This window comes from Afipia dichlorophenoxyacetatis, from assembly GCF_055386385.1.
Genome location: NZ_AP029250.1, coordinates 2806652 through 2832517, shown reverse-complemented (window position 1 = coordinate 2832517; position 25866 = coordinate 2806652). Strand labels below are relative to the sequence as shown.

Here is a 25866-nt window from a genome sequence, read left to right as displayed (position 1 = left end):
GCTCAAAGCAAAAGGGACGCCCCGCGGCGTCCCTTTTTTCTTTTGGAGTGAGAAATCTCAAGCCGCCCGCACACCGTCCAGGAAACGGCCAACCTCGGCTTTCAGATGCAGGCTGTCGTCGCTCAGCACCTTCGCTGACTTGAAGATCTCGTCCGACGTGTGGCCGGTTTCATTGGCGCCGCGCGCGACGTCCCCCACATTGGCCGCGACGTCCGCGGTCACCTTTGATGCCGCCTGCACGCTGCGTGCGATTTCCTGGGTTGCCGCGCCCTGCTCTTCCACCGCAGCCGCGATGGATGTGGCAATGTTGCTGATGCGCCCGATGGTCTGCCCGATCTCCCGAATGGCCGATACGGACTCCTGCGTTGCGGACTGCATGCTGACGATCTGGTTGCTGATTTCGTCGGTGGCTTTCGCCGTCTGGCCCGCGAGGTTTTTGACCTCTTGCGCGACAACCGCAAAGCCTCGGCCAGCGTCGCCTGCCCGCGCCGCCTCGATGGTGGCATTGAGGGCGAGAAGATTGGTCTGCTCGGCGATGGACGTGATCAGCTTCACGACATCGCCGATGCGCTCTCCAGCTTCCGACAGTTCGGCAATCCGTTGATCGGTATGGGCCGCCTGCTGCACGGCGCTCGCCGCGATGCCGTTGGATTCCTGCACTTGGCGGCTGATCTCATTGATGGAGCTCGACAGCTCTTCCGAGGCTGCTGCCGCATTGCGCACGTGCTCGGAGGCCTTTTCCGAAGCGTCAGCAGAATCCTTCGACAGATGCGCTGTCGTCCGCGCAGTTTCGGTTAATTGTTTTGCCGCGGTTTCAAACTGGCCGGAGGAGTTCAGGACATTGTCAATGATCCCGCCGACACTGGCCTGGAAGTCGTCGACGAATGTCCGCAGCTCCGCCTTGCGTTGTTCGACTGCTTGCTGTTCCGCGGCCTTGCGTTCTGCCTCCAGCCGGCGGCGCTCCAGCGAATTGTTCTTGAACACGCCGAGGGTCCGCGCGATTTCACCGATTTCGTCGTAACGCTCCGTGTGACCGATCTCGATATGAGGATTGCCCTCCGCCAGCGACGTCAATGAATTGGTCACCGAGCGCAGCGGACTTGTCACGAGCTTCACGAGCAGCATCGTCAGCAACAGCACCAGCAACGCGCCGAGCACGGCCGCGATCGACATCATCTCCATGGCGTGGGTCAGCATCGAATCCAGCGGCGCCGTTGCAATCCCCACATAGAGTATGCCGACAACCTTTCCGGCGGTGTTGAACACCGGCTGGTACGCCGTGATGAAGCGGTTACCGAACAGGACCGCCGGCCCCTTATAAGCCGCACCTGAGCGAACCACGGGCTGCCCGGGATGATCCGCCGCGAGCTGAGTGCCGACGGCGCGGTCACCGTTCTCTTTCTTCAGATTCGTGGTACGCCGGACAAACTGGCTTGTCGCATCGTCATAGACGAAGATCGTGGCGGTTCCACCGACATACCCTGTGGCGCGATCGACTGTCTTGTGATCTTTGAAGTCCGGCATCGCGGGAATCTCGACGCGATCGACAACGCCATCCTTGATGGAGACCTTCGCATCGCCATAAGCCTCGGCAAAGGTCAGCGCGAGGGTGCGCAGATTGACCTCGAGATCGGCTCTGGCTCGAGCATCGAACTCATTGCTGAGCGACCAGTACGCAGCACCGACGACCATGGCAGTGGTTGTTGCAATCAAGAATGCGGCACAAATAACGGCCTTGGGGCCAAGCTTAAATCGGAACAATGAAGGCGAGCCCCTGTTCAACCCGAATGCCATGCTGCTAGGTCCTGAAAATGAGTTTGCGATTTAAAATGCTAAAACATGACCGGTTATGTTTACCGTCTGATTAACGTTTCGTTGCTGAAGCCTGCCGATCAATTTCCCCCTCAGGATCACCCTTATCGCGATGTCGTCCTCACCCGCGCCAGTCATTGTCTGGTTCCGTACCGACCTGCGGCTGTCGGATCACCCCGCTTTGTTCGATGCCGGACAGAGCGGCGCGCCTGTGATCTGCCTTTATGTTCTCGACGAGAAAAGCGCGGGCATTGGACGCCCCTTCGGCGCGGCATCCCGATGGTGGCTCGCGCAATCACTGCGTGCACTTGACCAAAGCCTGCAACCATTCAGACAAACCCTGGTGCTTCGCAAAGGCCGCGCCGCCGAGGTTATCGCCGCAGTCGCGCAGGAAACAAATGCGACGCGCGTAAACTGGATCGCCAGCGACATCGCGGGCGACGCGTCAGTGGAGCGCGAGGTGGCGAAGGCGCTTGAAGCCATTGGCGTGGAAGGCCGTGCCTTTCCGAGCGACCTTCTCGCCAAGCCATCCAGTGTTCGCAACAAGGAAGGCCGCGGCCTGCGTGTCTTCACGCCGTTCTGGAAACGGGTCTTAAGCCTCGGCGACCCGCCCAAGCCTTTGCCCGTACCCAAGACGTTGAAAGCAGCGCCACGCATCGCGAGCGACGATCTCGCGGCGTGGAATCTCGAACCGACGACGCCGGATTGGGCGGGCGGCCTGCGCGAGACATGGACGCCTGGAGAAGCGTCAGCACAGAAGCGTCTCAAGGAATTCCTCGATCACAGCATCAAGGGCTACGGGGCCTCGCGCGACTTTCCCGATCGCGACGGCACATCGCGTTTGTCGCCACATCTGCGCTTTGGTGAAATCAGTCCGCGGCAGGTGTGGTACGCGGCGAATTTCGCGGCCGCGCAACGGCCTGCTATCGCCAGTGATGTTGGAAAATTCTTGAGCGAACTCGGCTGGCGGGAATTCTCGCGCCATCTGCTGTTCGATCTGCCGCAACTGGCAAAGCAAAATCTTCAATCGTCGTTTGACGAATTTCCATGGAAGCGAAATGCCAAGGCGTTGCGCGCATGGCAGCGTGGTGAGAGCGGATATCCGATCGTTGACGCCGGAATGCGCGAGCTGTGGCACACCGGCATCATGCACAACCGCGTGCGGATGATCGTCGCCTCGTTTCTCGTCAAGCATCTGCTGATCGACTGGCGCGACGGCGAGGCATGGTTCTGGGACACGCTGGTGGATGCCGATCCCGGCAACAATCCTGCAAGCTGGCAGTGGGTGGCGGGCTCAGGCGCCGATGCGGCACCCTACTTCCGCATCTTTAATCCCGTGCTTCAGGGCGAGAAGTTTGATCCGGAAGGCGCGTATGTCTCAAGGTGGGTGCCCGAGCTGGCGCAGTTACCCGCAAAGCTGATCCACCATCCATGGGACGCGACGCCCATCGAGTTATCAGCCGCAGGCGTCGTGCTTGGCAAAACCTATCCGGAGCCGATCGTCGATCACAAAGCCGCGCGCGAACGTGCGCTCGCAGCTTATAAGAAGACACGCAGCGATTAGCCTTTTGCGGAAGCCTTGCCCCTGTTCACAAGAAGAACGGCGGCTGCGCAGATCACCATTCCGGCAATCGCAATCGTATCAAGCCGTTCGTCGAACAAGAAATAAGCCATCAGCGCGGTCACGCCCGGCACGAGATAAAATAGACTTGCCACGCTGGTGGCCGCCGAACGGCGGATGAGCCAGTAAAGCAACCCGACCGACCCGATCGAGAGCACCAGGGCGAGCCACGTCAGCGCCAGGATGAACTGCTGGCTCCACTCGATCGTCCGAGTTTCGAACAACCATGCGCCAACAGCGAACAGCACACCGGCTGCCGTGAACTGAATCAAGTTACCTGCGCGCCAGTCGATGCCGCTGCAAAACCGTTTCTGGTAGAGCGTGCCGAGTGTGATGCTGAGCAGCGACACGCCGGAGGCAAGCCATCCCCACCCTTCGGCGCCTGATGTGGAACGATTATGCAGCACGAGAAGCGTCCCGGCGAGACCGAGCAGCAGGCCCGTCCACTGCAGCGGCGTGACGCGTTCGCCCAGCCAGCGATTGGCCAGCGTCGACGTGAGGATCGGCTGCAAACCTGGAATGAGCGCAGAGAGCCCCGCCGGCACCGAATGAAAGATCGCGACTGATGTGCCGCCGAGATAGAAGCCATGCACCAGCAGCCCCGCCACGGCGCTGTGAATGACCCCGGTCCGGTCCGGCCATTTTGGCCGTGTGATGGCCGCGATGACTGCCATCAGCAAGACAACGAGGATCATTCGCGTGGTGAGATAGGTCAGCGGCTCGGCCCCGGCCAGCACGTATTTCGTGCCGATGAAGCCGGTGCTCCACAGCAGCACGAAAATCGCAGGCACCGCACGTGCAGCAATTGATTCTGATGACGAATGTTTGGAAAGCGTGCTCATTTGCGCGCCTGATTGCCCGATCATATGCTATCGAGCAATCGTCAAATGCGCTGAGCCGCGCACCCAAAAAAGCAGACCTGAAAGGAAACAATCATGGATGTTCGCGCTGCCGTCGCCATCGCTGCCGGAAAACCGCTCGAAATCACCACGGTTCAACTCGAAGGGCCTCGCGAAGGCGAAGTGATGGTCGAGGTCAAGGCGACGGGCGTGTGTCACACCGATGAATTCACCCTGTCAGGTGCCGATCCGGAGGGGCTTTTCCCCGCCATTCTCGGCCATGAGGGCGCCGGTATCGTCGTCGATGTCGGTAAAGGCGTCACCAGCGTCAAGAAGGGCGACCACGTGATTCCGCTTTATACGCCGGAATGCCGCCAGTGCCCGTCGTGTCTCTCGCGCAAGACCAACCTCTGCACCGCGATTCGCTCGACGCAGGGCCAGGGCCTGATGCCCGACGGCACCTCGCGCTTCTCCATGGGCGGCAAGCCGATCCACCACTACATGGGCACCTCGACATTCGCGAACTACACCGTGCTGCCGGAGATCGCGGTCGCGAAGATCCGCGAAGACGCCCCCTTCGACAAGGTCTGCTACATCGGCTGCGGCGTCACCACCGGCATTGGTGCCGTGATCAACACTGCGAAAGTCGAGCAAGGCGCGAAAGCCATCGTGTTCGGTCTCGGCGGCATCGGGCTCAACGTGCTGCAGGGCCTGCGCCTCGCAGGCGCGGACATGATCATCGGCGTCGACATCAACAACGATCGCAAGGCCTGGGGCGAACGCTTCGGCATGACGCATTTCGTCAATCCGACTGAAGTGGGTAAGGATCTCGTCCCTCACCTCGTCAACATGACCAAGACCAAGGAAGACCAGATCGGCGGCGCGGACTATACGTTCGACTGCACCGGCAACGTCACCGTGATGCGGCAGGCGCTCGAAGCATGTCATCGCGGCTGGGGCCAATCCATCGTGATCGGCGTGGCGCCATCAGGAGCCGAGATCGCCACTCGTCCGTTCCAGCTCGTTACCGGACGCGTCTGGAAAGGTACTGCGTTTGGCGGTGCACGCGGCCGCACCGATGTGCCAAAGATCGTCGATTGGTACATGGACGGCAAGATCCAGATCGATCCGATGATCACGCACGTGATGCCGCTCAACGACATCAACAAGGCGTTCGACCTGATGAAGCGTGGCGAGTCGATCCGCGGCGTGGTGACGTTCTAGTACCGCCGATTTGAAGTCCCTGCATCAGTTGCGGCGATCTCGTCCAGGGACTTTAAATCGATAGCGGTACTAGTGTGGCGGTTCTGAAGTCCGCATCATTCGTGCGGCGAGTCCGGAATGCGGACTTCAGAACCAAAGCCACACTAGAACAATAACTTGCTAGAGTCCTTCGATTCCGAAGTTCGCAGACGAACGAGCAGCGAAATGATGCGAACTTCGGAATCGGGACTCTAGAATCATAGGTTGCTAGTACCCTTTGCTTTCCGAAGTTCGCAAAGCGGGTGCTGCGACGTGTTACGAACTTCGGAAAGCGGGTACGAGCCATGGGACAGCCGCTGCAATTCGTCACCGTCGACGTGTTCACGTCGGATCAGTTCAGCGGCAATCCCCTCGCCGTTGTGCTGAATGCCGAAGGCCTGTCATCCGCTCAGATGCAGGCTGTTGCAGCGGAGTTCAATCTTTCTGAAACGACGTTCGTGCTGCCGCCGAATAACCCAGCGCATACGGCGGCCGTGCGCATCTTCACCCCGCATGGCGAAATGCCGTTCGCAGGTCATCCCAATGTCGGGACGGCCTATGTGCTGGCGCGCGCGGGCGAAACCTACGGCCGTCGCGTACCAAGCGATCGCGTGATCTTCGAAGAGAAAGCCGGCCTTGTCCCGATCGATCTGCAGCGCGATGGTGATGCTGTCGTCGGGGCGCGGCTCGCCTCGCCTCAGCGCCTGAGCGTCGGCGAAAACATCTCGTCCGAGTTGGTGGCATCAGCCTGCGGTCTTTCGGCTGATGACATCGAAACCCGAAATCATCAACCTTGTATCGCATCCTGCGGCGCAGCCTTCATTCTCGCCGAGTTGAAAAGCCGGGATACGCTGACCCGCGCCATCGCCCGCGCGGATGTTTTCAGGCTTGAAGTCTCGAAACATCCCTCAACCAGCATCCTGCTCTATACGCAGGTCGATGAAAGCGACATCGACATTCGGGCACGCATGTTTGCACCGAACCACGGCATTCCCGAAGATCCTGCCACTGGCAGCGCAAATGTCGCACTGATCGGCCTACTGGCAAAGCTTCGCCCGGAACAGGATGTCACGCTGTCGAAGACTGTGGCTCAAGGCGTGGAGATGGGACGTCCCAGCCTGCTGTCGCTCACTGCCGAGAAACAACACGGCGTCGTGACCGCGACCTATGTCGGCGGCCGTTGCGTACCGATGATGACCGGGACAATCAACCTCGCCTGATTAGGTTAAGTCTTGTTTTGACGCGTTTTCTTCACGCGAACCGGAAACTACTTCGCTCGAAAACGCTATGTACGCTCGAACGTACCCTCAAGCTTGCCGCGCGCGATCACGGCGCGGTTCATAGCGGACATCAGTTCAGCAAGCGATGGCGGCTTCTTGAAGCTGAGCTTGCGGTTGAGAGCGAACAGCTCGAACACGTAGCGGTGCAAACCATGGCCCGGCAGCGCGCGTGGACCAGCGTAGATGGTCTGACGCAGCATGTTGCGCCCGATCAGGAGGTTATGCGCACCACCGGAGAGCGCTTCTTCGGCGATCGTTTCCGGCATCGGCGCAATTCCCGCGACCACAAGATGCACGAACGGGCGCGGCAGCGGTGCGTCGGGATCTTCCATCACCAGCGCGAGTTCAACAGTCCCCGGCGGGAGTCCGCTCCATGCGAGTGGCGGAGACACGTTGTCGCCCACGCCCGCGCCTGCGTAGCGCAGCGGAATGGGAGCACCTTCACTGAATGCTGAACTTGTCAGGCGGATGATCGCAGGTGCGGATGCTGCCGCTGGATGGTTCCACGCCAGCTTTGCTTCACCAGCCCTGATGCCGTGAAGCGTGCGACCCATGAAGGTTACGAATGAAATGCCAACCTCCACATCGTACGATCGCGCGTCAGAAGAATTCTTCCGGACACGGATCGACGACCTTCCACAAATCCACGCCGTTCTTAAGCTTCTTCATCTCAGGCGTGAGCCCGCCATTGCGCGCGATCCATGCCTTTATCGGCGGCGTGTAGTACGACATCAGATCCGACGTGCCCTCTGCACTCGTGACCTTGATGCCGAACGTGTAGGACTTGTCGTAGTAAGCTTGGTGGAACCCGACGCTTGCGCGCGGCGTGACGCAGATCTTGTTGAGCGGCACGATGCCGAACACCAGCGTGCAGGCCGAATTACAGATGCCGTCGATGATGACGCGCTCGCCGGTTCTGCGGATGCGCTCATACTTTGCCTTGTACTCCTCGACATAGCCGCCGTGGTCACGCGTGATGCGCAAATCGGCCCATGCTGGCGCTGAGGCCAGCATCGGCAGAAGGCAAGCAAGCAGCACAAGAATTCGCATAGGCGGGTCAGCAATCCGCGGATCGAGAGTTGATGTCGACGGCGTTGGTGCTCCCCATCAGCACCAAGACTCTGGCGTTACTGTGTTGGAAAATCGTTAAGCATTTTTCGGCGCGGCGGAAGCGTTTTGACGCACCGACCGGCAAGCCGATGAAATATTTATGCAATTTCCAATGCTCAAGCGCTCCGCCGGCGTGTTTCGGGAACAAACGGAAAGTCCTCCTGTTGAGCTTTGGGCTATTTCCGCCCGCCTAGTGTCCCGAATCCAAAGTCCGCCTCGTCGTGCAGCGCGCTCGGTAGCGGGCTTTGGATTCGAGAGGACACTAGTAAATTTATGATTCTAGCGTGGTTTAGGTTCGGAAGTTCGCTGGAAGGACTCGCACGAAAAATCGAGCGAACTTCCGAACCACCACGCTAGGGAAAGGTGATTCCATGATCAAGCACGTCATCGGGGCTACACTTCTCGCCAGCGCATTGCTCATCGGGACCGGTGCTCAAGCAATGCCTGTTGCTCCCGCCCCATCACAAACGATCCAGGATGATGATCTGATCCAAGTCCGCGATGGATGTGGTGGTGGCAGGCACTTCAGTCCCGCTCTTGGCCGGTGCGTCGTGAACTATGGTTATGGCGTGCCGGGCTACTACGGCGGCGGCGGTGTCTACGGATATCGCGGCGGAGTTTATCGTGGCGGCGTCTATCGCCGTGGCGGATATGCCTATCGCGGCGGTGTCTATCGCGGCGGAAGAGTGGGTTATCGCGGAGGATATCGTGGCGGCGGACGTCGCGTCCGCTGATATCATTCGACATCGCAAAACAAACGCCACAGCGAATTAAACGGCTCAACGCCGGACGCTGTGGCGTCTCACCAACCTTGCCGCATCTCGACAACAAATCCGACCGATCAACAAAATTACAGGAACGGGCTTGCCTTTACTTTACAACCGTGCATACTTTGCAATGTAAAGCACAGGTGATTGATGCGCGACCTCGACAAGGCGCTTGCCGACATTATCGCCATTCGTAGCCAGCTTGCCGCGGGTACGGCGTTTCGCGGATATGGCCCGGCCGCCATCGCCGCGACTGGTGGCCTCGCGTTATTGACTGCACTGCTCCAGTTCATCTGGCTCGAGGACCCAACCGGCTCTCCCCTGACCTTCTTTGCCGGCTGGACTGCGACAGCACTGGTTGCTGCGGGAATGATCGGGAGCGAGATGCAGGCAAGATCACGCCGGCATCACTCGGGCCTCGCTGACGCAATGATCTATCAGGCCGTCGAACAGTTTCTTCCGGCTGGTGCGGCAGGTATTTTTCTTGCGCTGGTGTTTTGGAAGTTTGCTCCGGAAGCGATGTGGATGCTTCCCGGGCTTTGGCAGATCCTCGTGAGCCTCGGAATATTCTCGTCCACCCGCTCGCTACCGCGCATCGTTGCACTCGCAGGCGCGTGGTATTTCGTGGCGGGCTTTACCAGCCTCGTGTTGACAAGCGGAAGTCACGCGCTATCGCCCTGGATCATGGGCGTGCCATTTGTCGTTGGTCAGTTGCTCATGGCTGCCCTTTTGCATTTTGCTTCCGGAGACGAATCCGATGCCGAAGACTGATGCGCAGAACGCGCCGTTTTCTTATGATGGCCTCGATCGCGTGATTCACGAGAAGGCGCGTCTTGGATTGATGACATCACTGATGGCACATCCGAAAGGATTGGCTTTCGCCGATCTCAAGCACCTTTGCGGACTGACTGACGGCAATCTCAGCCGTCATCTCCAGGTGCTGCAGGAAGCGGGATTGGTTGAAGTCACGAAAGGCTATGAAAACAACCGCCCCCATACCACTTGTCGCCTGACCAAGATTGGCCGCCGCCGTTTCCTCGACTACCTCTCGGTCCTTGAGCGCCTCGTTCATGACGCAGCTAAAGCTGCAGGCAAAGAGGATACCGTGACAACCCGCTTAGGACTCTCCCCCACCTGAATCACCCTATTTTTTTGAAAGGAAACTTTGCAATGCAAAGCACTCTCTCATCTAAACTTCAATCCAAGCTTCACGTCGGAATTATCATGGACGGCAATGGACGCTGGGCTGCCCGACGCAATCTTTCGAGATTGCACGGACATCAAGCGGGTGTTGAAGCCATCCGCCGGGTGGTCGAGGCCGCCCCGCAACAGGACGTCGGAACGCTGACGCTCTACGCGTTCTCAAGCGACAACTGGCGACGCCCCCAAGCCGAAGTCACTGCGTTGATGGCGCTGTTGCGATCCTATCTGGCAAACGAGATCGAGAGCCTCATCCGCAATGGCGTACGTCTCACGGTCATCGGGCGGCGTGACCGCCTCCCCTATGGACTCGCCGCGGCGATAGAGCACGCGGAGTTGGTGACGAAGAATGGACGTCGCCTGCATCTGCGTGTTGCGATCGACTATTCAGCGCGCGACGCCATCCTGAGAGCGGCAACACAAGCAACCGGGCTGGCTGATCTGACGCGCGAACGTTTTGCCGAACTCATCACCGGCGAAGCAGACTTCCGCGATGTTGATCTTGTGATCCGAACCAGCGGCGAGAAGCGGCTATCGGACTTTCTGCTGTGGGAAAGTGCCTATGCTGAACTGCATTTCACTGAACGGATGTGGCCCGAGTTTGAAGCGGAAGATCTTGCGGAAGCCTTGAGGTCTTATCACCAGCGCGAGCGCCGCTTTGGCGGTTTGCAATCGGCACCGTCCGAACTGGCTCTGACATCGTGACGGGCGGGTTCTCGCCATGCGCATTCTCCTGATTAACGTGCCGCATCCAGCGATTGGAAGCCGGATTCCCGACGACCATCTCCCGCCGCTCGGCCTTCTCGCGGTGGGTGGACCATTGCTCGACGACGGCCACGACGTGCACCTGATCGATGGCGAGTTCGATCCGATGACGACCGAGGCTATCGTCGCGGGCGCGGTACGCTTCTGTCCTGATGCCGTGTTGTTCGGGCACTCCGGCTCGACATCCGGACATCCTGTCATCGCACAAGTTGCGCGTGGTATCGCCCACGCGATGCCGGACGTTCACATCGTCTATGGCGGCGTATTTCCCACCTATCACTGGCGAGAGATTCTCGCGGACGAGCCCTATGTCACCGCGATCGTCCGCGGCGAAGGTGAGGAGACCGCACGGCGCCTAATGAGCGCCCTGCAACAGGACCTGCCTCTCGGCGATATCCCGGGCATCGCCTACCGCGCGGTTGAGGGCCCTCTCGCAACCCGGCCAGTTGCAGTCATCCGCGATCTCGATGCCTATCGGATTGGTTGGGAGCTGATCGATCATGCGCGTTACAGTTATTGGGGCGGACTGCGGGCGGTCGTCGTGCAGTTCTCACGCGGCTGCCCTCACCTCTGCAATTACTGCGGACAACGCGGGTTCTGGACGCGCTGGCGTCATCGCGACCCTGTCCTGTTCGCAAAGGAATTGGCGCGGCTCCATCGCGAGCACGGCGTCAAGGTCATCAACTTCGCGGATGAGAATCCAACAGTGTCCAAAAAGGTCTGGCGCGTCTTTCTTGAAGCCCTGATCGCGGAGAATGTCGATCTCATACTTGTTGGATCAACCCGCGCGGACGATATCGTCCGGGATGCAGACATTTTGCATCTTTACAAGAAGGCCGGCTGGGCTCGCTTTCTGCTTGGCCTGGAAACCACCGACGAAAAGACGCTCGATCTCATCCGGAAAGGTACAACGACGACCACCGACCGAGAGGCCATTCGACTCATGCGACAGCACGGCATTCTCTCGATGGCCACATGGGTCGTTGGGTTCGAAGAAGAAACGGATCGCGATCACTGGCGCGGACTGCGCCAATTATTATCGTACGATCCGGACCAAATTCAGATGCTCTACGTCACGCCTCATCGCTGGACACCGTATTTCAAGTTCGCCGCTGAGCGACAGGTCATACAAACCGACCGGCGCCGTTGGGACTACAAGCATCAGGTTCTTGCGACGCGGCACATGGCACCGTGGCGCGTGCTGCTCTGGTTCAAGTTCACCGAGATGGTTCTTCAGAGCCGGCCGAAAGCAATCTGGCGCGTTCTCTTTCATCCCGATGCCGGCCTGCGTCATGCGATGCGCTGGTACACCAAAATGGGACGCAGGGTCTGGCCTTACGAGATCATCAATTTCCTTCTTGATAGCCGCTTGAAAAAGGGCCCGACGGTGGCCGAATTCTGGGGCGCTCCGCAAGATGCGGAAGAGGAATCGATGTCCTCATTGCGTCCTGAACGACGTCCCCACACGCGAGAAGCAGCGTAAGCTCAGGCGACGACCACAGCGATTCAAAGCTACATATCAAGTCGCAAGAGCAGCGACAGAAGCTCTGCCTGACGGCCCGTTCCAGTCTTTGCAAAAATGGACTTGAGCTGATTTCGAGCCGTTTGACGACTGATGCCTAGAGAGTTGGCGATCTCGTCCAAAGACAAGTCCTTTGCGAATAAGGAAGCAAGCCTCGCTTCCGCCGGCGTCAGATTGAAGACCTTCGATAACAAATTCGACTGGATCGCCCTCTCCTGATCAAGATCGTTCAAAATCAGGACCGCACGCGCTCCAAGGAACGGGGATTTGGCTGCCGGAGGAACAGGCACGGCTTGGATGACGATCGGACGCCTGGTTTTCCTGCGCACGATGATCGGAAACACGGACAATGCGTCGTTCTCGCCGGCATTGCGCAAATCATCGACAAGATCGTCGAGAGATGCCCGCGCGGCTGTATCAGCAGCAGTCAATCGTCGGCCTCTGATACGCAACTCATCATCAAATAAGGTGTTTGCGCTGTCGTTGGCATCGATGACAAAGCCATATCGATCCATCGCAACGGCGGGCTTTTTGATATGGCTCAGAGCATTGATCACTCCAAGCAGGACTTGCCGGCCGGCGACCTGAGACAGTGTCGCAGCGTCGGTTAAACTTTGAGACAGTTGAGCAAGGGCATCGATCTCTATCCCCTGGAATTGTCCTTCCATCGGCGTGCGTTGAAGCGCGAACCCCCATAGAGCCGACCCGGCCTGAAAACCGATTGCCGCCCACCAGCGAATCCCGAACTCGTCGAGGTTTGTGTAGAGCGGATCGCGCATCATCTCCTGCTCAGATCGGAAGATATCCTGGTCGGTGACCACTCGCTTCCCAGACAGAAGCAATGGAACGCCACGGACAGCACGCACATCATTCAGATGAAGATTGTTGCGGAAGTAATTCTTGAAGTATTCGGCCGCCGACCGGGTGGTCGGAATATCCGGTGTTCTCACGTCGCTTTGCAGCAGCGCCGCTCCGGCCGTTCCGGTTGCCGCGCAAATATCTTCCATGAGGGAGACCCACTGACCGGGATCGATCGCCGCTTCCCCAAGCCGGACCTTTGCCGTTTCTAACTTCTTGAGGTCGAGGCGAGCCACGACAGTTCACTTTCCAAAGCCAAAGAGGGCGACGTTTGAAGGAGGCACGCTCCAAGGCTAACGACGAGAGGCTACCAATCTATTGCGACGGTAGCCTAATGCCGACCGCAACAAATGAAAATTGCTCTTCTATCCGGGAAGGCCTGGCCCAAGCAATCGACCAATGACGCCCCGCTGACCTTACACGCCGCGCCATCAGCCAAGTGGGTTATCGGCGATGATCAATTTGTGAAATGACTCGCGGATGAAATCCAATTAAATCGTGTTTATTAAATAATCGCGTCGTGGCATTTAATTCACCCCCTGTCGTTCAATCTCGTCTTGGGGAGTGGCGTTATGAGCATTTCAGAAGGCGGCGGTTCCGACGTTCAATCGCGCATCGCACAGTGGCTATCCGAAACATTCGGGACCGTACGTCCCCACGGGCCACTGCCCTCCCGAACCAGCGATCCCTCCAGGAAAACGCGTTTCAGTGGCGACAAACAGGGCGATGGCAATCCGGATCATTCTCACGAATTACCCGCGAGCGATCTCGCAACACGGGATATTCTCCGCGACCCATTCGTAGCGACCACGGCAGTCGCCGCGCTCGCATCGTCTCCAATGGCCCGAGCGGACGACACGGCTTCACCAACGGCACAGTCACTGACCGTCACGACTAACGAAGCTGGCGCGACAATCCCGGTCGCAGATCAAAGCACTTCGACGCTTTCGTCGATGAGTTTGAGCACGGTGGTCACCGGCTCCTCCACACCTGCAGCATCTCAGCCCACAGGACTGAACGTCAGTCCGTGTTGCGGTGGCTGCGGCTATGTCAATTGTCCGCTGCAGGCGATGGCTCAGGCCGCTACCACAAAGTTGACCGGTGAGTTGTACGGAAGTGGATCACCTGGCGCAGCGGATGCCGTGCTGAGCCGGAGCGGCACGATCGGCGCCTCGATGAGCGATCCGATGCTGTCGAAGAACATTTCGCCCGCGACGGACTGGAACATTGCGCCCGTGATCGCGACCAACGGGGTGTTGCCCGGCGGCGGTGAGACCGGGACCGGACCCAACACAAAGGGCCTCGGAATTCTCGGCGGCTCAGTCACATCACCTCAAGTCCAAGCCCAGGCTCAAGCCAGATCAGCACTCGCCGCACCGAACGCGCTCGCAATAACGGCAACGAACGCGATTGTGCTGGAGAACCAAAAGCAGGGTAATCCGGAAAGCGAATGGGGCATCGATGGCGCGGGCAGCTCGAATATCGAGGGCTTCGCAACAGACATCAGCGTCAATCACGGCAACACGATCAGCTTCAAGATCAACACAAATTCGAACAACTACCGGATCGATGTCTACCGGCTTGGCTACTACGGCGGCATGGGCGCCCGTAAGGTCGACACGATCCAGCACACCGGCGTGCAGAACCAGCCGAACCCGCTGCGTGATGCAACGACAGGCCTGGTGGACGCCGGTAACTGGGCTGTTTCGGCCACTTGGAATGTGCCTGCAGACGCCGTATCGGGCGTGTATATCGCCAAGCTTGTACGTCAAGACGGAACCTTCGGCGAGAACCACATCCCGTTTATCGTGCGCGACGACAGCAGCCAAAGCGACATCGTCTTCCAGACGGCGGATCAGACTTGGCAGGCGTACAACGGATGGGGCGGCGCTAACTTCTATGGCGGCAACGGCCCCGCGACAGGTCAAGGCGCAGGACGCGCCTATGCGGTGAGCTACAACCGGCCGATTGCAACCCGCGGCAACGTTGGAACATATGCAGGCCCGCAAGACTATCTCTTTGGTGCCGAATACGCGGCGATCTCGTGGCTGGAGCAAAACGGTTACGACGTTTCGTACATGTCGGGAGTCGATGTCGATCGCTTCGGCAGCCTGCTGCTCAACCACCAAGTTTACATGGACGTCGGCCATGACGAGTACTGGTCGGGGCAGCAACGCACCAACGTCGAAGCGGCGCGCGACGCCGGCGTAAACCTGCAATTCTGGAGCGGCAACGAGGTCTACTGGCGCACCCGTTGGGGCAACGCGATCAGCAGTGACGGAACACCTTATCGCACCCTGATATCCTACAAGGAAACCTGGTCGCCGAGCGCCTCGATCGATCCCACCAATCAATGGACCGGGACTTTCCGCGATCCGCGTCTCAGTCCGCCCGCAATCGGCGGAGGCAATCCGGAGAACTCCCTCACCGGCCAACTCTTTAAGGTCGATGATGTCCGCGGCAATCTTGAATCGATCAGGGTTCCCTACGACGACGCCAACCTCCGCTTCTGGCGCAATACAAGTGTTGCCAACCTACAGTCTGGGCAGACTGCAACGCTGACGCAGAATTACCTCGGCTATGAATGGGACGAAGCGCCCGACAACGGCTTCGATCCCGCAGGCTTGGTCAAGCTTTCATCGACGACACTTCCGGTTAGCACCTATTTGCTCGATTACGGGAATACGACCGGCGACGGTATCGCAACACACAATCTGACCCTCTACCGCGCACCAAGCGGCGCATTGGTCTTCGGCGCCGGAACGGTCTATTGGTCATGGGGAGTAAGTGACAATCACGACCTGAATCCCACCCCCACTGACCCGCGCGTGCAGCAGGCGATGGTCAACCTGTTCGCCGACATGGGCGTCCAGCCTGGAACGCTGCAATCAGGACTCATCACCGGCGCACCTTCGACCGACAGCACCGCCCCCACCTCCACCATCAATGCACCTCCCGCATCGGTGACCGCCGGGGCCAGCGTTACGATTTCCGGCACCGCGTCGGACCTTGGCGGCGGCGTGATCGCCGGCGTCGAAGTTACGACTGACAACGGTGCCAGCTGGCATCCGGCAATCGGCGACGAGACATGGACATATACTTTCTCGCCGCAAGTCGCCGGCAACTATACGATCCGCTCCCGCGCCGTCGACGACAGCATCAATCTGGAGACGCCCTCGGCCGGACGCACGCTCTCGGTCACTGGACCGGGCTTCGTGTCGCTGTTTCCCGGTTCAGCAACTCCTGCGGTCTTGAACACCAATGATGCGAGTCCGGTCGAACTCGGGGTGAGATTCACGTCTTCGGTCGCCGGAACCATCAGCGGCCTTCGCTTCTACAAGAGCAGCCAGGACACCGGTGTTCACACCGGCACGCTATGGTCGAGCACAGGTGGGGTCTTACGCACGCTGACCTTCAGCAACGAAACCGCGAGCGGTTGGCAGACCGCGACCTTCTCCAGTCCAGTTGCGATCACAGCGGGCGTAACTTACACCGCGTCCTATCACACCAATGTTGGCCACTATTCCAACACTGCGAACTACTTCACGACAAACGTGACGAGCGGCCCGCTGACAGCCCCCGCTGGCAACAACGGCGTCTTTGCCTATGGCAGCAACAGCCTGTTCCCGACGGAGACTTTCCAGTCAACGAACTTCTGGGTCGACGTCATGTTCAATCCGTCGACCGGAACCAACCAACCACCGGTGGCCGGCGACGACCCTGGTCCTACCGTCATCATCAACACGCCGATCACGATCTCGGCGGCATCTCTGCTCGCCAACGACAGCGACCCCAATGGTGACGCGCTCACGATTACAGCGGTGAACGCCGCCAGCAACGGCACTGTCTCGCTCAACACGCAGACCAACACTATCACCTTCACCCCCACAACCGGCTACACCGGCACGGCTGGCTTCAGCTACACGGTCTCGGATGGACGCGGTGGTACGGACTCGGCCAACGTCAGCCTCAACGTGACGACGGCGCCGCCACCGCCAACCAATGTGAGTTTCTTCACCACGTCGAACACACCGGCGCAGACCGGTTTGAGTGACGGCACGCCACTGGAAGTCGGGATGAAGTTCACGTCCTCCACGGCCGGCCAGATCACCGCACTGAAATTCTACCGCAGCGCTAGCGACACCGGCCCCGATCTGTTGAGTCTGTGGACCGCAACCGGCACCAAGCTCGGCAGTGTGACCTTCACCAACACATCCGCAAGCGGCTGGCAGACCGTGACGCTGCCGACGCCGGTGAATATCAGCGCCAATACCACCTACATCGCGTCCTATCACACCACCGGTGCCTATGTTGCGACCAACAACTTCTTCACCTCTGCCATCACCAGCGGGCCGCTGACAGCCCCGTCCACCACGACTGCGGGCGGCAACGGCGTCTATAGCTATGGCGGCAATGACACCAACGGCATCTTCCCAACCAGTACCTTCGGTGCTGCCAACTACTGGGTCGATGTGGTGCTCAACGGTTCGACCGGTGGCGGCGGCAATACGACGCCAACCGCGGTCGCCGATACCGGCGACGCCACCGAACGCGGCGGTACCGCTAACGGCTCGGCCGGCTCATCTGCCACCGGCAACGTCCTCAGCAACGACACAGACCCGGACAGCGGCGACACCAAAACAGTAAGCACGATCAGCTTCGGCTCCACAGCGGGCACACTCGGCACCGCGCTCGCCGGCGCGTTCGGCAGCCTCGTCATCGCCGCCTCCGGCGCTTTCACTTACACCATCAACGAGACGGTTGCCGCCGTGCAGGCCTTGCGCCTCTCCACCAACACGCTGACGGACGTCTTCACTTACACCATGCGCGACACCACGGGCGCCACGTCCACCGCGACGCTCACGATTACCGTTCACGGCGCCAACGATGCACCAACGCTAGCGGCCCAGACAGCCAACCAGAATGCCGTGGTCGGCTCGGCATTTTCTCTGGTATTGCCCACGACGACGTTCACCGACGTGGATACGGGCGATACGCTGACCTATTCAGCGACCCTCGCCGACGGCTCGGCTCTCCCCGCATGGCTCGCTTTCAACGCGACGACACGCACTTTCAGCGGCACACCGGCAGCGGCCAATGTTGGCACGCTCAACATTAGGGTTACCGCCACCGATCTCGGCACCCTAACCGCCACCGAGACGTTCAGTGTCGCGGTGACGACAACAACGACACCACCACCCCCGACGGGAGTCAGTTTATTCACGGCATCGAACACACCGGCGCAGACCGGCCTCAATGATGGCCAGGCGCTGGAAGTTGGAATGAAGTTCACCTCCTCCACCGCAGGCCAGATCACGGCGCTCAAGTTCTATCGCAGTACGAGCGATACCGGCCCGGATCTGCTCAGCCTGTGGACCTCGACGGGAACAAAGCTCGCAAGTGCGACCTTCAGTAACACAACCGCGACCGGTTGGCAGACCGTCGCCTTGCCGACCGCAATCAACATCAGCGCCAATACGACCTATGTCGCCTCCTATCATACCAACGGCGCCTACGTGGCCACCAACAACGGATTCGCGAACTCCGTCACCAGCGGGCCACTGACTGCGCCGTCGTCATCTTCGATAGCCGGCGGCAACGGCGTCTATACTTATGGCGGTAACGCCACCAACGGCATCTTCCCGACCAGCACGTTCGGTGCAGCCAACTATTGGGTCGATGTGGTGTTTAACGGCTCGACCGGTGGTGGCGGCAACAACACAGCGCCAACCGCAGTTGCCGACACTGGCGACGCCACCGAGCGTGGCGGCACAGCTAACGGCTCGGGCGGCTTGGCCGCAAGTGGCAACGTCCTCACCAACGACACTGATCCCGACACCGGCGACACCAAGACCGTCACGGCGATCAGCTTCGGCTCCACGGCGGGCACGCTTGGCACAGCGTTGAATGGCGCGCGCGGCAGCCTCGTACTGAGTGCGTCTGGGGCGTTCACCTACACCATCAACGAGAACGATACTGCCGTCCAGGCTCTGCGGCAGTCGACCAACACCCTCACCGATGTCTTCACCTACACGATGCGCGATACGGCGGGCGTCACGTCCAGCGCGACACTCACAATCACCCTTCACGGCGCCAACGATGCACCGGCGCTGACAGCCCAGACCGCCAACCAGAATGCCGTGGTCGGCTCGGCATTCTCGCTGGCGCTGCCCGCCAACACTTTCACAGATGTCGACACCGGCGACACGCTGACCTATTCAGCGACCCTCGCCGATGGTTCGGCGCTACCGTCATGGCTGGCGTTCAACCCGACGACACGGACGTTCAGCGGCACGCCCGCAGCGGCCAATGTCGGCACGCTCAGTGTCAGAGCAACAGCCACTGATCTCGGCAGCCTCACCGCCAGCGAGACCTTCAACATTGCGGTGACGACAACCGCTCCGCCGGTAACGGACGTCAGCCTGTTCAGCGCATCGAACACGCCGACGATGACCAGCCTCAACGATGGCCGAGCGTTGGAAGTCGGAATGAAGTTCACCTCGTCGACCGCGGGCCAGGTCACCGCGTTGAAATTCTATCGCAGCGCGAGCGACACCGGATCCGACCTGCTCAGCCTGTGGACGTCTACGGGAACGAAGCTTGGGAGCGCAACCTTCACCAACACGACCGCAAGCGGCTGGCAGACTGTTGCGCTGTCGTCGCCGGTGAACATCAACGCCAACACCACTTACGTCGTGTCCTATCACACCAACGGCGCCTATGTGGCCAGCAGCAACGGCTTTGCCAGCGCCGTCAGCAACGGACCATTGACGGCGCCGTCATCGTCCTCCTCCGGTGGCAACGGTGTCTATGGGTATGGTGGCAACGGCACCAACGGCCTCTTCCCGACCAGCACATTCGGTGCGTCGAATTACTACGCTGACGTGGTGTTCAGGCCGCAGCTGGCGGCGTAGGTCAGCCAGCTTTTGGAGTTGGCCTGGAGGCAAAGGTCAAGACCCGATCTCGGCCGGCCAACCGGGCATCGCCAGCAGCGGCGTCACGCTAAATTTTCTATCGTAACCCGAGCGATACCGGCTCCGGCCTGCTCAGACTTTGGCGGGCCGTTAGCTGCGCCGTCCATCAGCACATCGGCCGACGATCGCGTTTACGCATGGTGGCAACGGCACCAACGGCTTCTTCCACCAGCACTTTTGGTGCGTCGAATGACTACGCTGAGGTGGTGTTCAGGCGGCGGAGAGCGGGATGGGTTACGCCTTGGGAGGAAACAACCAATCAGGGGAAGCGCCACGGCTACGCTCGTCACGCATGCAAACCTGTCCCCATCGAATGATAGTGCCTCCCGAAATGTGGGACCAGTTCGCTGATTCCCACATTCCAAAACTGGACACACCTAACGTCACCGTCGGCGGTCGATACGTGTGTTTAGGTCACCGATCTGAGCAAAGTCCGACATTGCTACCCGATGGGTAATGGCAAACGCGATACCCTGGACACTGTTGACAATCCATGCTCGTGGAACAACTACCCGGACAATAATTGATTTTTCGAGCGAGATGTCTGTCCAAGGACAGTTGAGGCGCAACATTCATTGCCACCATTGAAGCTTTTACATCGGTTTGAGCAAAGCCCTGAGTAGCGATCATGCAAAATGCCGCTGCTGTAGCGATCCTAAACATCCTTGTCGCGTTGGTAAGAGTCATGAAGCACCTTTCTAAAGATCTGCTTCCAGCCGAGTCCTCTCATAGCAGGAAGCCACAAATATTGTTGTAGCCAGAGCGACCTCCACGTTCATGACCCATTTGAGTTATATGGCTCGGGCAATTTGATAAATGATCTCGCAACGAAGCTGGTCGTCGATGGTCTCTAAACGCCTTGCCAGGTCCGCCATGCGCCTCATCAGAAAGAAATGTCTCACGTGAGTTCTGCCATCATGACCTAATGGATCGTGCGACGTGAACTCGCGGCTGAGCCGACAGACTCCGCCGTTTTCAGTCCGGACGCGATCGAGCGGTTGAGTTAGGTCATGTGCAACAGCATCGCTGCCGGCGGCGTCCCCCTCGCCAGGCTTATATTCAAAGTGTCGTCGGCCGGATCGAGCTTGGCGGCCACATCATCAGCATCATCGAGGATAGATCGACGCTGGAACGAGCCGTTGCGGCCGCATCGTGGGCCTCCGGCGGTGTTCGCAGATGTAGCGAGTGGCGCGCTCCGAGAGATTCGAACTCCCGACCCTCGGAATCGAAATCCGATGCTCTATCCAGCCTCGCTAGGAGCGCGTGAGGGCGCGTCACCCCCTGCTCTGCATTGGGTCGGCATAAGAGTAGCGAGCAGGCAATGGTGATGATATCGTCGAACATCACGCCGGATACCATTCGCCCTTATCGTTGAGATTTGCTGCTGTTATGCCCTCGCCTGACTCCCCGCAATTGCTGACGTTTCGCTGCCCGAAAGAACTCGAAGGTCTGTTGCCGCCGCCGATCCCAGCGGCGCAAGGCTTGCCGGATTGGTTGAAAACCATGCCGCAAGAAGTGGCCAGCGAGATTATGGGGCAGAACGACACCGTGAAGCGTTGTCCGCCATTCGTGGATGCGATGACGTCAGGCTTTCTGATTTCGTTGATCTGCGATGTAAAATTCGAGAATGGCGAGTTTAGTTGGGATAATGATCTGCCGCCTTGCAGCACGGTCGATTTCCCACGCTCGCCCCTGGGGCTGCACGACGGGACTCAACTGACGGGCACGCCGTTCTTCGAAGCCGACCGCTTCGTGATCAAGTTTCACAATCTCTGGACCATCGAAGCACCGGAGGGTTACTCCCTGCTGTTCACGCATCCCGTCAACCGGTTCGATTTGCCGTTTACAACGCTGACGGGCTGGGTCGATTGCGATAATTATCGCGATGGCTGGATTCACTTTCCAGCGCTGTGGCGCGACAAGAATTTCAGCGGCGTACTGCCGAAGGGAACGCCGGTCACTCAATGCTTTCCGGTGAAGCGGGAAAAATGGCAGTTGCGAACCGCGGCTTTCACGGAAGAAGACACGCAGCGTACGCACGACCTCGTCGGCCTGATGTCTCGTGAGGCCGGCGTTTACCGGCGTCAATTTCGCGCCTGATAACGGTCAATTGTTTCGGGCGCGTAAAAAATCCAGCGTCGAACTGGGCTGCAGGAAGATTCGCCCATGCGATGTAGATACCATCGCTTTAATCGCAGGGGCGGCCAATTGGTCCAACCCATGGGTGGCTGTGCGCAAGAGCGCTTCCGCCTCCTCCCGCTGCCGAAGTTCCATCAAACATTTCCCGAGACGGATCCGCGTCTCATCCAGAGGCCTGATCGCCAGCGCGCGGCGATAGAGGTCTGCGGCCCGTCCGTAGTCGCCGTCCCATAGCAACGTCGCCGCAAGAGCCAGCAAAGCGTCGTGATTTATCGGCTCCGCCGCGTGGACTTTAGAAAACACCGCCTTCGCCCGGGTACGCTCGTTGCGCTCCGCCAGAACATATCCCAAGGCAAGTTGCAGATCGGTCGATTGTGGCTCGAACGTTAGCCCGCTCTCGGTGACGGTCATTGCCTCGTCAAATTGTCCGGTCTTTCGCAACTGGAGTGCGAGTTCGACAAACGCCGGAATGTAAGGCGGCCGCCGGGCGACGGCGCGTCGCAAATGGTCCAGCGCTTCGTCTCGGCGGCCGACAGCGGCGAGCATGCCCGCGAGCAAAGTTTCGATCGATGGCTCCTCGGTCCTGCGCGCGAATTTCGCCAGGTGCACGACAGCCTCGTCGAGGCGATTTTGCGCCATAAGGGCGCGCCCGAGAATTTCTGCGGCAAACGTGTTGCCGCGATCGGATTTCAGAACCTGCGACGCAAGCTGCTCCGCTTCCGCGAGTTGCTGCATCTGAAATGCCATCACCGCCTTTGCAAGCGCGGGATGGGGTGGCCTGCCTCGTTCCGAAGAAGGGTTTTTGGAGATCGGTTTCATCAGGATTGCCGGCGCGCCATTCAGAGTAAAATTACGAGCTCGTATGTCATTGAAATTCCGAGGGTGTTTTAATCACCTCGATCTCGATGACAAGGTTTGAATCGGGCGCCTCGATGGCGTCCCGCGACATCCCCGCAGTCCAGACATTGTCGTCCGCCATTGAAACTGTCCTCTACCCTAACGGGTATAGCCGATATCACGTCCCTCCACCAAAAGGACTCAGCCTGAATTGACGGCTCGGCTTTTGACTTGGCCGGGGCGACATTCTTTCCTCGGGAGAGGCCTGTCGAGTCCTGCAGAGCGACTGCGACGAGGGAGGCGGCCATGGGTTTCCGACATATGTCGGATGGAATCCGACTGCATCACCAACCTCATCGGGGGCACGATGGGCATGGCGCATCAGCCGCGCCGTGGCGGGACTCTCCGCGGCATTCCGCAATCGACACCGGCGATAATAGCGCCGGTGATGGCGGCAACGGCTTCTTCTTCGGGGCAGCGATCAATGCTTCTGTCGCGATGCTCAAGCCGTTGAACACTGCGTTCGCCGGCTCCCATGGTAAGGTCGATGCCCATCAGTCCAACATGGTTGAGATCGATCAGCACGCCACGCAGACTGCGGGGATGGGCGGCCATGGTGGACATGACAACGCGGCGATTGGCGGGAACGTATCGATCCTCAGGCCCGCTTCCGGCTCAGGCAACGCCTGGCATGATTCTAGACCGTTCCATACCGGGACCCACGAAGTCGACAACGGCCACATCGTATCAGGTGGAAACATCGGCATTGCTTCCGCCCCTTCCGGCGTAATCGCCACTGGCGACAATCACGCGGGCAATGGAGGCAACGGCCTCTTCTCCGGAGCGGCAGTCAATACGCCTGTCGCGATGTTCAAGCCGTTGAATACTGCGTTCGCCACCTCCCATGGCAAGGCCGACGCCCACCAATCCAACGTAGTTGAGATCAATCAACACACCACGCAGATTGCGGGGATCGGCGGCAACGGTGGACATGACAACGTAGCGATGGGTGGGAACGTATCGGTTCTCAAGCCCGGCTTCGGAAACGCCGGGTTTGACTCCGGACCGCTTCATACCGGGGCCAACGAAGCCGGCAACGGGGGCGATGGATATTTCTATGGAGGCATCATTCACGCTTCGCTGGTCATCTACCAACCCATCAACATCACGGTGTCCGCAGGCTACGGCTCCATTGCCATCGCCCACCAGACGAACAATGTGACGTTCGATCAATCGGCCATTCAGATGGCCGGCATCGGAGGCAACGGCGGCAACGGCAACATCGCGGCAGGAGGAAACGTCGACCTTGCTTCTTCCAGCTCCGGTGCGATCACGACCGGCGACAATAACGCGGGCAATGGTGGCGACGGCCACTACTCCGGACTATTGCTGGACGCTCCTGTCGTCATCTACCATCCCATCAACATCGCAATGGCGAGCTATGGCGGGACGGCCCACGCAAGTCAGTCCAATACGATTGAGATCGATCAATCCTCCATCCAGATCGCAGGCGTCGGCGGGAATGGCGGAAACGGCAACGCGGCGGCTGGCGGCGAACTATCCATGTTCGGATATGGCTCAATGTCAGGCGGTGGCGGATACTACGGGCAACTGATCCACACCGGCGACAACCACGCCGGCAACGGTGGAGACGGCAACTTTTACGGCAGCCTCCTCCACACGTCTTTCGCGGTGTATGCCCCGGTCAACGTCGCGGTGGCGGGCTACAATTCCAACGTTTCCGTCAGCCAGACCAACAACGTGGATTTGAATCAATCCTCCACTCAGATGGCCGGCGTTGGCGGCTACGGAGGCAATGGCAACGCCGCCATTGGGGGACATGGAAGCATTGCCTCCGGCGAATTCTGGGGCGGCTCCGACACGATCGCGACTGGGGCCAACAGCGCGGGGAATGGCGGCAGCGGCCACGCCTCGGGCACTCTCATGGATGTCAGCGTCGCGATCTATGCTCCGATCAACATTGCTATCGCTGGTCCCCATTCCACGGCCGAAGCCGACCAGACCAACAACGTGCACTTCGATCAGAGCGCGGTCCAGATTGCCGGAGTCGGCGGTAACGGCGGCCACGGCAACTTTGCGATGGGGGGTGATTTCGCCACGCACCTTCTGTCCGATCTTCATTTGATCGCATAGCGCGCGAAAATTCGTACGCGTGATCGGCCCGATCATGTGGCAGCAAGCCTGCCGCCGTTCCGGGGTTGCGCATGATCGAACAGAAGCGCCGGCGACTTTTCCGGACGACGCAGCGAGCGGCGTCAACGTATGTCAGTCTTTCGTGCGTACACCCGAACCGCGTGCCATCCAATTTGGCATCTATTCTGCTCAAGAGGCGGAGACCACACTTGACCAGCACATCCGTCATCCCCGCTCGGAATGGATGATGCAAAAACCAACACAGCACGGAGGCTCACATGACAATGCCCGTGGTCAAGTCATTGCCCCACATCACCGACACGATCTCATTCAAATCGATCAGCACCGGTGGTCAGAGTGCAGGAAACGGCGGTGATGGCAGCTTCAAGGGAAGCATCAGCAATCAGCCGACTATCAAATTCGATCCATCCAACAAAGCCAGCGGCGCCGAGGTTAAGGTCACCACCGGCGATCACGTCAGTCAAAAAGCGTATTGGGACGCCGACGCTGGAAGCGCAAAGGCCTTCAAGTTCTCGAAGGCTTACGGAGGTGACGCCAAGTCGAACGGAGATCAGAGCTCGAGCAGCGGCTATGACACCTCCAAGGTGTACGCCAATACGACGGCCGAGCAGAAGAACTACTTCTCCGCGGACCAACATCAGGAAGTGGTGGCCGGCGTTGGCGGCTACGGCGGAGACGGCAACTTCGCGTTGGGTGGCAATGTCGAATTTGGCATTAGCTGACCG

The 25866-nt window shown here is 59.4% G+C and carries 18 protein-coding genes and 1 tRNA gene; 12 read left to right on the top strand and 7 right to left on the bottom strand.

All coding sequences use genetic code 11. The features are described from left to right. Positions 1-57: 57 nt before the first annotated feature. Positions 58-1794, bottom strand: a complete 1737-nt coding sequence (locus ACZ5C3_RS13330) for a methyl-accepting chemotaxis protein (RefSeq protein ID WP_464038115.1) — start codon at positions 1792-1794, stop codon at positions 58-60. A 130-nt stretch (positions 1795-1924) separates the two neighbouring features. Here ACZ5C3_RS13330 and ACZ5C3_RS13325 point away from each other — a divergent pair, with 130 nt between their 5' ends. After that, positions 1925-3376: a cryptochrome/photolyase family protein gene (locus ACZ5C3_RS13325; RefSeq protein ID WP_464044749.1), complete on the top strand. Its 1452-nt coding sequence runs from the start codon at positions 1925-1927 to the stop codon at positions 3374-3376. Here ACZ5C3_RS13325 and ACZ5C3_RS13320 read toward each other — a convergent pair. Further along, positions 3373-4275: a DMT family transporter gene (locus tag ACZ5C3_RS13320; RefSeq protein WP_464038114.1), complete on the bottom strand. Its 903-nt coding sequence runs from the start codon at positions 4273-4275 to the stop codon at positions 3373-3375. The genes ACZ5C3_RS13325 and ACZ5C3_RS13320 overlap by 4 nt on opposite strands. 93 nt (positions 4276-4368) lie before the next feature. On the opposite strand from ACZ5C3_RS13320, the gene ACZ5C3_RS13315 reads away from it, so the two are divergent. Both ACZ5C3_RS13315 and ACZ5C3_RS13310 read left to right on the top strand, forming a co-directional pair. After that, a complete protein-coding gene (locus ACZ5C3_RS13315; RefSeq protein WP_464044748.1) occupies positions 4369-5496 on the top strand; it encodes an S-(hydroxymethyl)glutathione dehydrogenase/class III alcohol dehydrogenase in 1128 nt (375 codons plus the stop codon). Between the two features lie 323 nt (positions 5497-5819). Continuing rightward, the gene (locus ACZ5C3_RS13310; protein ID WP_464038113.1) at positions 5820-6734 is read left to right on the top strand and encodes a PhzF family phenazine biosynthesis protein; all 915 of its coding nucleotides are present in this window, start codon (positions 5820-5822) and stop codon (positions 6732-6734) included. A 65-nt stretch (positions 6735-6799) separates the two neighbouring features. Here ACZ5C3_RS13310 and ACZ5C3_RS13305 read toward each other — a convergent pair whose 3' ends face one another. Next, entirely contained in the window at positions 6800-7348 is a 549-nt protein-coding gene (locus tag ACZ5C3_RS13305; RefSeq protein ID WP_464038112.1) for a YbhB/YbcL family Raf kinase inhibitor-like protein, read from the bottom strand. A 46-nt stretch (positions 7349-7394) separates the two neighbouring features. After that, on the bottom strand, positions 7395-7844 hold the full coding sequence (locus tag ACZ5C3_RS13300) for a hypothetical protein (RefSeq protein WP_464038111.1): 450 nt from the start codon (positions 7842-7844) through the stop codon (positions 7395-7397). Positions 7845-8275: 431 nt separating this feature from the next. On the opposite strand from ACZ5C3_RS13300, the gene ACZ5C3_RS13295 reads away from it, so the two are divergent. The 5 genes from ACZ5C3_RS13295 to bchE all read left to right on the top strand — a co-directional run bounded on the left by ACZ5C3_RS13295 (position 8276) and on the right by bchE (position 12119). Next, positions 8276-8638 (top strand): hypothetical protein, encoded by a 363-nt coding sequence (locus ACZ5C3_RS13295; RefSeq protein ID WP_464038110.1) that lies wholly within the window; start codon positions 8276-8278, stop codon positions 8636-8638. Positions 8639-8821: 183 nt separating this feature from the next. Continuing rightward, positions 8822-9442, top strand: a complete 621-nt coding sequence (locus ACZ5C3_RS13290; RefSeq protein WP_464044747.1) for a hypothetical protein — start codon at positions 8822-8824, stop codon at positions 9440-9442. Continuing rightward, a complete protein-coding gene (locus tag ACZ5C3_RS13285; protein ID WP_464038108.1) occupies positions 9429-9809 on the top strand; it encodes a transcriptional regulator in 381 nt (126 codons plus the stop codon). The genes ACZ5C3_RS13290 and ACZ5C3_RS13285 overlap by 14 nt, the downstream gene beginning before the upstream one ends. Before the next feature lie 32 nt (positions 9810-9841). Continuing rightward, the gene (locus ACZ5C3_RS13280) at positions 9842-10576 is read left to right on the top strand and encodes a di-trans,poly-cis-decaprenylcistransferase (RefSeq protein WP_464038107.1); all 735 of its coding nucleotides are present in this window, start codon (positions 9842-9844) and stop codon (positions 10574-10576) included. A gap of 16 nt (positions 10577-10592) precedes the next feature. Continuing rightward, positions 10593-12119, top strand: a complete 1527-nt coding sequence (gene bchE / locus ACZ5C3_RS13275; RefSeq protein WP_464038106.1) for a magnesium-protoporphyrin IX monomethyl ester anaerobic oxidative cyclase — start codon at positions 10593-10595, stop codon at positions 12117-12119. Positions 12120-12148: 29 nt separating this feature from the next. Here bchE and ACZ5C3_RS13270 read toward each other — a convergent pair whose 3' ends face one another. Then, entirely contained in the window at positions 12149-13252 is a 1104-nt protein-coding gene (locus tag ACZ5C3_RS13270; protein WP_464038105.1) for a helix-turn-helix transcriptional regulator, read from the bottom strand. A 336-nt stretch (positions 13253-13588) separates the two neighbouring features. On the opposite strand from ACZ5C3_RS13270, the gene ACZ5C3_RS13265 reads away from it, so the two are divergent. Further along, positions 13589-19930, top strand: a complete 6342-nt coding sequence (locus tag ACZ5C3_RS13265; protein WP_464038104.1) for a DUF4082 domain-containing protein — start codon at positions 13589-13591, stop codon at positions 19928-19930. Positions 19931-21176: 1246 nt separating this feature from the next. Here ACZ5C3_RS13265 and ACZ5C3_RS13260 read toward each other — a convergent pair. Then, positions 21177-21253, bottom strand: a tRNA-Arg gene (locus tag ACZ5C3_RS13260). A gap of 126 nt (positions 21254-21379) precedes the next feature. Between ACZ5C3_RS13260 and ACZ5C3_RS13255 the strand changes: the two genes are divergently transcribed. Next, the gene (locus ACZ5C3_RS13255) at positions 21380-22090 is read left to right on the top strand and encodes a hypothetical protein (protein ID WP_464038103.1); all 711 of its coding nucleotides are present in this window, start codon (positions 21380-21382) and stop codon (positions 22088-22090) included. A gap of 6 nt (positions 22091-22096) precedes the next feature. Here the strand turns inward: ACZ5C3_RS13255 and ACZ5C3_RS13250 are convergent, their stop codons facing one another. Further along, positions 22097-22876 carry a tetratricopeptide repeat protein gene (locus tag ACZ5C3_RS13250; protein WP_464038102.1) on the bottom strand — a complete coding sequence of 260 codons (780 nt, stop codon included), beginning with the start codon at positions 22874-22876 and terminating at the stop codon, positions 22097-22099. 396 nt (positions 22877-23272) lie between these two features. Here ACZ5C3_RS13250 and ACZ5C3_RS13245 point away from each other — a divergent pair, with 396 nt between their 5' ends. Continuing rightward, the gene (locus tag ACZ5C3_RS13245; protein ID WP_464038101.1) at positions 23273-25120 is read left to right on the top strand and encodes an autotransporter outer membrane beta-barrel domain-containing protein; all 1848 of its coding nucleotides are present in this window, start codon (positions 23273-23275) and stop codon (positions 25118-25120) included. Between the two features lie 278 nt (positions 25121-25398). Beyond that, positions 25399-25863, top strand: coding sequence for a hypothetical protein (locus ACZ5C3_RS13240; RefSeq protein ID WP_464044746.1), 465 nt, complete (start codon positions 25399-25401; stop codon positions 25861-25863). Positions 25864-25866: the final 3 nt, after the last annotated feature.